This is a genomic window from Mycobacterium sp. E3298 (genome assembly GCF_001666895.1).
Classification (GTDB): domain Bacteria; phylum Actinomycetota; class Actinomycetes; order Mycobacteriales; family Mycobacteriaceae; genus Mycobacterium.
In genome coordinates, this window is the sequence record NZ_LZJB01000495.1 from 1 (window position 1) to 7,899 (window position 7,899).

A 7,899-nucleotide genomic window follows, 5' to 3' on the forward strand; every position below is an offset into this window, starting at 1 on the left:
GGTCAGCGCCTCGCTGCGCTCGATGAGCGAGATCGCCGCGCCCGGCAACGTGCCCAGCCTCGACGAGGTGCGCGACAAGATCGAACGCCGCTACGCCAACGCGATCGGATCGGCCGAGCTCGCGCAGAGCTCCGTGCAGGGCCGCATGCTCGAGGTCGAGCAGGCCGGCGTGCAGATGGCCGGTCACTCCCGGCTGGAGCAGATCCGCGCCTCGATGCGCGGCGAAGCGTTGCCGACCGGTGGGACGCCTGCCCCCGGGGCCACCCCGCAGGCGGCGCCCGCGCCCGCGGAGACGACCGGGAGCGCGGCCACCGAGAAGCCCTTTGGCCAGTAGCCCGGGTGTCGGGGCGGTGAGCGAGACACGGGGCGGGCTCTGGCGCACGTTGCTGGGGCGGGGATTGGCCACCGCCGCCGACCTCTCCGACCTGGTGGCCCAAAAGCTCAGCGCCGCAGCGGATCCCCGCGCTCGGCTGTTGCGGCGGCGGCGCCGCGCGCTGCGGTGGGGCCTGATCTTCGCCGTCGGCTGTGTGTTCTGGGCGGTGGTGACGATGCTGCTCGCGGCGTGGGGCTGGTTCGCGCTGCTCTTGGAGATCACCGGCGCTGTCGCGGTCATCATGGCCGTCCCGGCGACGCTGCTGTTGCTGCGCTACCGGTGGCTGCGTTCCGAGCCGCTGCCCACACCCCGCCCGGCGAACGTGCGACGGCTGCCGCCGCCCGGCTCGGCGGCGCGGCCCGCGATGTACGCGCTGGGCGCCTCCGAGCGCGGATTCCTGTCGCTGCTGAACGTGATCGAGCGGGGATCGATGCTGCCGACCGCCGAAATACGCGACCTGTCCGCGGCGGCCAGCAAGAGTTCGGCGGCCATGGCGGCCACCGCCGCGGAGGTGGTGTCGATGGAGCGGGCGGCCGAGTCCAGCGAATCATCGCGAACGTATCTGGTGCCTACCATCAACGCGTTCACCGCGCAGCTCAGCGCCGGCGTTCGCCAATACAACGAAATGGTCACCGCCGCAGCGCAATTGGTGTCCTCCGCCAACGGCGACCAGTTGGCGGCCTCGCAGCGCTACCGCGCCGAGCTGACCGGGGCCACCGACCGCCTGGTCGGCTGGGCGCAGGCGTTCGACGAACTCGGCGGTCTGCGCGGAGCGAGCTAGAACGTCGCCTTCAACGACGGCACCACCATCGCCGCCAGGCCGCGAAGGGTGGCCTTGACCATGTCGAAAAAGTCAAAGTAATCGCGCCACAACGTGATTCGTCCGTCGTGGACCTCGAACACGCCGCACACCCAGAACTGAAGCCGCAGCGGGCCGAAGATCAAGGCGTCGGTGCGCTCGGTGAGCACCGCGCCGCCGTCCGCGGCGATCCGGTGGATCTTCACCTCGAAGGCGGCGCGGCCGTCCATCTGGCGAAACAGCTTCATGGCCCTGGCGCGGCCACGAATCGTCGGCAGCCCGACATTTTCGTAGACGAGGTCGTCGTCCAGTGCCGCGTCGGCGGCGTCGTAATCGGCGTCCTGCAGGGCGTTCAGGAAGGTCTCGACCGTGCGGGTGTTCGCAACGGCTGTCCCGGTCGGCTCGGTCATGATCGCCAGCGTAGGCGAGCGTCGCGGCCGCGCGCTGTGGCAGGGTAAGGCCGATGCGTGTCGCCGTGGTCGCCGGGCCGGATCCCGGGCACTCGTTTCCCGCGATTGCGCTGTGCCGACGCTTCGCCCGGGCCGGTGACGAGCCCACGCTGTTCACCGGCGCCGAGTGGCTTGACACCGCCCGCGCCGCAGGCATCGGCGCCGCGCCGCTGGACGGGCTGGCGGCCACCGACGACGACGTCGACGCCGGCGCGCGGATTCATCGGCGCGCGGCGCGGATGGCCGTCCTGAACGTGCCGGCGCTGCGCGAGCTGTCGCCCGACCTGGTGGTCTCCGACGTCATCACCGCCGGCGGCGGGATGGCCGCCGAGCTGTTGGGCATCCCGTGGATCGAGCTGGACCCGCACCCGCTGTATTTGCCGTCGAAGGGGTTGCCGCCGATCGGCAGCGGGCTCGCGCCGGGCACGGGTATCCGCGGCCGGCTCCGCGATGCGACGATGCGGGCGCTCACCGCGCGGTCGTGGCGCGCGGGCCTGCGGCAACGCGCGGCCGTGCGGGTCGAGATCGGGCTGCCGGCCCACGACCCCGGCCCGCTGCGGCGGCTGATCGCCACCCTGCCCGCCCTCGAGGTGCCGCGGCCGGACTGGCCGTCCGAGGCCGTGGTGGTGGGCCCGCTGCACTTCGAACCGACCGATCGGGTGCTGGACATCCCGGCGGGTTCGGGGCCCGTGGTGGTGGTGGCGCCGTCGACCGCGTCGACCGGGACCGAGGGCATGGCCGAGGTCGCGCTGGCTCACCTGCGGCCCGGGGAGACGCTGCCCGCCGGATCGCGGCTGGTGGTCTCCCGGCTGGGCGGTACGGATCTGCAGGTGCCGCCGTGGGCGGTGGTCGGGCTGGGCAGCCAGGCCGAGTTGTTGACGCACGCCGACCTGGCCATCTGCGGCGGCGGGCACGGCATGGTGGCCAAGACGCTGCTGGCGGGGGTGCCGCTGGTGGTGGTGCCCGGCGGCGGCGACCAATGGGAGATCGCCAACCGGGTGGTCCGGCAGGGCAGCGGGCTGCTGGTGCGGCCGCTGACCGCCGGGGCGTTGGTGGCCGCGGTCAACGAGGTGCTGTCGTCGCCCCGATACCGCCAGGCGGCCCGGACCGCCGCCGCTAGCATCGCCGGCGTGGCCGATCCGGTGCGGGTGTGCCACGAGGCGCTCGCTCTGACGGGATGATGGCCAAGGTCGCGCAAAGGAGGGCAACGGCAATGAAATCGATCGCGGCCGGCGGCCTGCTTCTCGCCTTGATGTTCAGCTCGGGTGTCGCCCGCGCCGACAGCGGCGACGAGCAGCAGGCGTGCCAGTTGATGGACGATCCGGCGGCCGCCGAGCAGGGCTATGCGCCGGCCGAGTACGCCTTCATGCAGTTGCGCTCCCGGATGTCGGCGCAGCGCGCGCGGACCACCATGTCCGAGGCCGTTCAGGACTATTGCCCCAATCACCTCAACGACCTGCCGGCCAGCTGGCGCTGACGCGGCCGGTGTCCGATCGGCACCCGGTGGGTATCTTGCTGGCGTGCGGCTAACGGAATTCAACGAGCGGGTGGTCCTGCGATTCGGTGCGGCATACGGTTCTTCGGTCCTGGCCGACCACGTGCTGACCGGTTTCGGCGGCCGCACCGCCGCCCAGGCGATCGAGGACGGGGTCGAGCCCCGTGACGTGTGGCGGGCCCTGTGCGTGGACTTCGACGTGCCGCGCGACCAGTGGTGAGTGGGCAGCCCATTCGTAGGTCGGTATTGGTGCTGCCGCAGTAGCCCCGCGAGGTGTACCGACAGATCAACGCGAGGGCTCGCAGGGATGTCTCGGTGGGCGTGGTGCTCAGGTACCCCCGCGCGTCGGGGGCAAACGACGCGGCGCCCGAGGCCGGTCCGGCGGCTGCGTCTCGAAGACGCAGTCGCCGCACACGGTTCCACCGGGCAGCCGATAGAAGAGGCAACAACTGCGGCGCCTGAAGGCCAGGCGCGGGCCGGTGACGACGCCCGATCCGGCCAGCACACCGGTGCTCAGCAGCGCACGGGTCGTTTCGGCGATCTGCAGGTCGAGGTCCGGTCGCGCCGCCAGGAGGGCCCGGGCGGCGCCGACCAGCGCCGACGCCACGTTGCCCGCCAGCAGCGCGGGCGCCAGCTTGACCCGCAGGCCGGCGGCGAGCGGCTGCATGTGCTCGCGCACCACCGCCCGGTACAGGGTGTCCGGTGAGCGGGCGGGGAACCCGGCCGGCGCGGGCAGCCGCAATTGCGCCCCGTCGCCGGCGCGTTGCAGGTCGTCCAGGTCGGGGACGACGCCGTGGGCCAGCGCGCACGCGAGCACGGGCGACCACAGGCGGGTGGCGTGTCCGAGATGAACCAGCGAGGCGCCGATCCGCAGATCCGTCGTGCGATAGCGCCGGGCGGTGGCCTCGACCAAGTCGGCGAACCCGTCGGCGTAGGACCGCCGGACCGGGTGCCACCCGGCCGCGGTCCCGCCCACGGTGAACGCGAAAAACCCTTGATACGAGGCTATTTCGGCCAGCTCAGCGGAGATGTCCATCGATGCGCAACCAGACTTTCACGGGGAAATCCGCCCCAGTTGTCGTGAGGAAGCGCTGACGGCGAGTGTCTGGCTCTCGGGAGGGCATCCCGGTCACAGTGGCGGGACCGCACCGGATTCACACCGGTTTCCTCAGGCTCCATGGGCCCCGTCAGCGCGTTTCGGTAGCAAATGTTGCCACACGCGCGTGGCTTCGGCGTGTCCGCTTGAATCGAACAGGTGTTCGGCTACTGTGGGGAACGTTCGGCGAGACAACTTGTCGGTGGCCTTCTCTAGTGTCACGGCCAACCGACCGATATCGGTCACCGAACACACCGAACCATAGGAGAGGCACCATGACGCAAGCCCCCGACCGCGAGAAGGCTCTCGAGCTGGCGATGGCCCAGATCGAAAAGAGCTACGGCAAAGGCTCGGTGATGCGTCTCGGCGACGAGATGCGTCAGCCGATCTCGGTCATCCCGACCGGATCCATCGCACTGGACGTGGCCCTGGGCATCGGCGGCCTGCCCCGCGGCCGGGTCGTGGAGATCTACGGCCCGGAATCCTCGGGTAAGACCACCGTCGCCCTGCACGCGGTGGCCAACGCCCAGGCCGCCGGTGGCGTCGCGGCGTTCATCGACGCCGAGCACGCCCTGGATCCGGACTACGCCAAGAAGCTCGGCGTCGACACCGATTCCCTGTTGGTCAGCCAGCCCGACACGGGGGAGCAGGCCCTCGAGATCGCCGACATGCTGATCCGCTCCGGCGCGCTGGACATCCTGGTCATCGACTCGGTGGCGGCCCTGGTGCCGCGCGCCGAACTCGAGGGCGAGATGGGTGACAGCCACGTCGGGCTGCAGGCCCGGCTGATGAGCCAGGCGCTACGGAAAATGACTGGCGCGCTGAACAATTCGGGCACCACCGCCATCTTCATCAACCAGTTGCGCGAGAAGATCGGGGTGATGTTCGGCAGCCCCGAAACCACCACGGGTGGAAAGGCTTTGAAGTTCTACGCCTCGGTGCGCATGGACGTGCGCCGGATCGAGACCCTCAAGGACGGTACCAACGCGGTGGGCAACCGCACCCGGGTCAAGGTCGTCAAGAACAAGGTGTCGCCGCCGTTCAAGCAGGCCGAGTTCGACATCCTCTACGGCAGGGGGATCAGCCGGGAGGGCTCGCTGATCGACATGGGGGTGGAGCAGGGCTTCATCCGCAAGTCGGGTTCCTGGTTCACCTACGAGGGTGAGCAGCTCGGCCAGGGCAAGGAGAATGCCCGCACCTTCTTGATGGAGAACGCCGACGTGGCCAACGAGATCGAGAAGAAGATCAAGGAAAAGCTTGGCATTGGTGCGGTTGTGACCGATGGCTTGTCCGATGACAGCGTCCTGCCCGCCCCCGTCGATTTCTGAGCCCTCTCGCGAGGAGCAGGCGCGGACCCTGTGCCTGCGCCTGCTCACCGTGAGGGCGCGCACCCGCGCCGAGCTGCACGGCCAACTCGCGAAGCGCGGCTACCCCGAGGACATCAGCGCCGCCGTGCTTGACCGACTCGCAACCGTCGGCTTGGTCGATGACGCCGACTTCGCCGAACAGTGGGTGCGCTCGCGCCGGGCGAAGGCCGGCAAGAGCAAGCGCGCCCTGGCCGCCGAATTGCACACCCAGGGTGTCGACAAGGACGTGATCGCCTCGGCGCTGTCCGGGATCGACGCCGGCGCCGAACGGGACCGGGCCGAGGAGTTGGTGCGGGCCAAGTTGCGTCGCGAGACGCTGGACGGCGACGACGCGCGGGTGACCCGCCGGCTGGTCGGAATGCTGGCGCGCCGGGGCTACAGCCAGAACCTGGCGTGCGAGGTCGTCCTCGCCGAGCTGGCCGCCGAACGGGACCGCCGCCGGGTCTAGCTGCGGTTTCTCGGGTACCGCCGGGTCGCCGTACCATGGCCCCGTGACTTCGATGGTGGTGCAGGACGCCGCGGGCTCGCCCGACGGCGCCGGTGCGCGCACCTATCAGGTCCGCACCTACGGCTGCCAGATGAACGTCCACGACTCGGAGCGGCTGGCGGGCCTGCTGGAAACGGCCGGTTACCGGCGCGCCCCCGACGGCTCGGATTTTGGGGACGCCGACGTCGTGGTCTTCAACACCTGCGCCGTCCGCGAGAACGCCGACAACAAGCTGTACGGCAACCTCAGCCACCTGGCTCCGCGCAAGCGCGGCAACCCCGAGATGCAGATCGCGGTCGGGGGCTGCCTGGCCCAGAAGGACCGGGACGCGTTGCTGCGCAAGGCGCCCTGGGTCGACGTCGTCTTCGGCACGCACAACATCGGGTCGCTGCCCACGCTGCTCGAACGGGCCCGACACAACAAGACCGCCCAGGTGGAAATCGCCGAGTCGCTGCGGGAGTTTCCCTCCTCGCTGCCAAGCGCACGCGAATCGGCTTACGCCGCTTGGGTTTCCGTCTCGGTCGGATGCAACAACAGCTGCACCTTCTGCATCGTGCCCGCGCTGCGCGGCAAGGAGGTCGACCGCAGCCCGGCCGACATCCTGGCCGAGGTGAGAGCCCTGGTGGACGACGGCGTACTCGAAGTCACGCTGCTGGGTCAGAACGTCAACGCCTACGGGGTGTCCTTCGCCGACCCGGCGCTGCCCCGCGATCGCGGCGCCTTCGCGCGGCTGCTGCGGGCCTGCGGCGACATCGACGGGCTGGAACGCGTGCGGTTCACCTCCCCGCATCCGGCCGAGTTCACCGACGACGTCATCGAGGCCATGGCGCAGACGCCGAATGTCTGCCCCGCCCTGCACATGCCGCTGCAGTCTGGCTCCGACCGGGTGCTGCGCGCCATGCGGCGCTCGTACCGCGCCGAGCGCTACCTCGGCATCATCGACCGCGTCCGCGCGGCCATGCCGCACGCCGCCATCACCACCGACCTGATCGTCGGGTTCCCCGGCGAGACCGAAGAGGACTTCGCCGCCACGCTGGACGTGGTGCGGCAGGCCCGGTTCGCGGCCGCGTTCACCTTCCAGTACTCCAAGCGGCCCGGCACCCCGGCCGCCGAACTCGACGGGCAACTCCCGAAAGCCGTTGTGCAGGAACGCTACGAGCGGCTGGTCGAGCTGCAGGAGCAGATCTCGCTGGAGGGCAATCGCGCGCTGATCGGCCAGACGGTGGAGTTGCTGGTCGCCGCCGGGGAGGGGCGCAAGGACACCCGCACGGCGCGGATGACCGGCCGCGCCCGCGACGGCCGCCTGGTGCACTTCGGCTTGGACAACTCCGGGGCCGACCGGGTGCGTCCCGGGGACGTCGTCACCGCGGTCCTCACCCAGGCCGCGCCGCACCACCTCATCGCCGACAGCGGCATCCTCAGCCATCGCCGAACCCGCGCGGGCGACGCGCACGCCGCCGGGGAGCGCCCGGGCGGCGTCGGCCTCGGCATGCCCGCCGTCGGACCGCCCCCCGACCCCACAGAATCCCTTGGATGTGCCCGATGATGGAAGAACACCCCGACTTCGAAGCCCTACGGACCGAAATCGAGGCCGCCGAACGCCGGGTGGCGCGTGGATTCGACCCGGGCCCACGCGGCTTCGTCGTGGCGATCCTGGTTTTCGTGCTCCTGGGATCGTTCATCCTGCCGCACACCGGCGCGGTGCGGGGCTGGGACGTGTTGTTCAGCAGCCACGGCGCCGGCGCGGCGGCGGTGGCGCTGCCCTCGCGGGTGTTCGCCTGGCTGGCGCTGGTGTTCGGCGTCGGGTTCTCCATGCTGGCTTTGGTGACGCGG

General features: G+C 70.7%; 10 protein-coding genes, 1 pseudogene and 1 riboswitch. Of the genes and pseudogenes, 9 read left to right on the top strand and 2 right to left on the bottom strand.

Annotated elements, in window-relative coordinates:
• Both A9X05_RS22485 and A9X05_RS22490 read left to right on the top strand, forming a co-directional pair.
• Positions 1-334 (top strand): PspA/IM30 family protein (locus tag A9X05_RS22485; RefSeq protein WP_197499174.1); only part of this gene is annotated, 334 nt, incomplete at its 5' end.
• A 16-nt stretch (positions 335-350) separates the two neighbouring features.
• Entirely contained in the window at positions 351-1,154 is an 804-nt protein-coding gene (locus A9X05_RS22490; RefSeq protein WP_156736911.1) for a hypothetical protein, read from the top strand.
• On the opposite strand, the gene A9X05_RS22495 is transcribed toward A9X05_RS22490, so the two are convergent.
• On the bottom strand, positions 1,151-1,582 hold the full coding sequence (locus tag A9X05_RS22495; RefSeq protein ID WP_067747309.1) for a limonene-1,2-epoxide hydrolase family protein: 432 nt from the start codon (positions 1,580-1,582) through the stop codon (positions 1,151-1,153). The two genes, A9X05_RS22490 and A9X05_RS22495, sit on opposite strands and share 4 nt — an antisense overlap.
• A 53-nt stretch (positions 1,583-1,635) precedes the next feature.
• Between A9X05_RS22495 and A9X05_RS22500 the strand changes: the two genes are divergently transcribed.
• From A9X05_RS22500 to A9X05_RS22510, 3 genes are all read left to right on the top strand, one after another.
• On the top strand, positions 1,636-2,802 hold the full coding sequence (locus A9X05_RS22500) for a glycosyltransferase (protein WP_067747311.1): 1,167 nt from the start codon (positions 1,636-1,638) through the stop codon (positions 2,800-2,802).
• Between the two features lie 71 nt (positions 2,803-2,873).
• Entirely contained in the window at positions 2,874-3,098 is a 225-nt protein-coding gene (locus tag A9X05_RS22505; protein ID WP_231969407.1) for a hypothetical protein, read from the top strand.
• Between the two features lie 43 nt (positions 3,099-3,141).
• Positions 3,142-3,336 carry a DUF3046 domain-containing protein gene (locus A9X05_RS22510; RefSeq protein WP_067747316.1) on the top strand — a complete coding sequence of 65 codons (195 nt, stop codon included), beginning with the start codon at positions 3,142-3,144 and terminating at the stop codon, positions 3,334-3,336.
• A gap of 108 nt (positions 3,337-3,444) precedes the next feature.
• On the opposite strand, the gene A9X05_RS22515 is transcribed toward A9X05_RS22510, so the two are convergent.
• Positions 3,445-4,152, bottom strand: coding sequence for a (2Fe-2S)-binding protein (locus A9X05_RS22515; protein WP_082971044.1), 708 nt, complete (start codon positions 4,150-4,152; stop codon positions 3,445-3,447).
• Between the two features lie 42 nt (positions 4,153-4,194).
• Positions 4,195-4,320: riboswitch (cobalamin riboswitch) on the bottom strand.
• 167 nt (positions 4,321-4,487) lie between these two features.
• Here A9X05_RS22515 and recA point away from each other — a divergent pair.
• The 4 genes and pseudogenes from recA to A9X05_RS22535 form a co-directional block, all read left to right on the top strand.
• On the top strand, positions 4,488-5,540 hold the full coding sequence (gene recA / locus A9X05_RS22520) for a recombinase RecA (RefSeq protein ID WP_067747318.1): 1,053 nt from the start codon (positions 4,488-4,490) through the stop codon (positions 5,538-5,540).
• Positions 5,506-6,027: a recombination regulator RecX gene (gene recX, locus A9X05_RS22525; RefSeq protein WP_067784151.1), complete on the top strand. Its 522-nt coding sequence runs from the start codon at positions 5,506-5,508 to the stop codon at positions 6,025-6,027. Before recA ends, recX begins: the two co-directional genes overlap by 35 nt.
• Before the next feature lie 52 nt (positions 6,028-6,079).
• The gene (gene miaB, locus A9X05_RS22530) at positions 6,080-7,612 is read left to right on the top strand and encodes a tRNA (N6-isopentenyl adenosine(37)-C2)-methylthiotransferase MiaB (RefSeq protein WP_067784153.1); all 1,533 of its coding nucleotides are present in this window, start codon (positions 6,080-6,082) and stop codon (positions 7,610-7,612) included.
• Positions 7,600-7,899, top strand: a pseudogene (locus A9X05_RS22535) (hypothetical protein); the annotation flags it as partial. The gene miaB and the pseudogene A9X05_RS22535, both read left to right, overlap by 13 nt.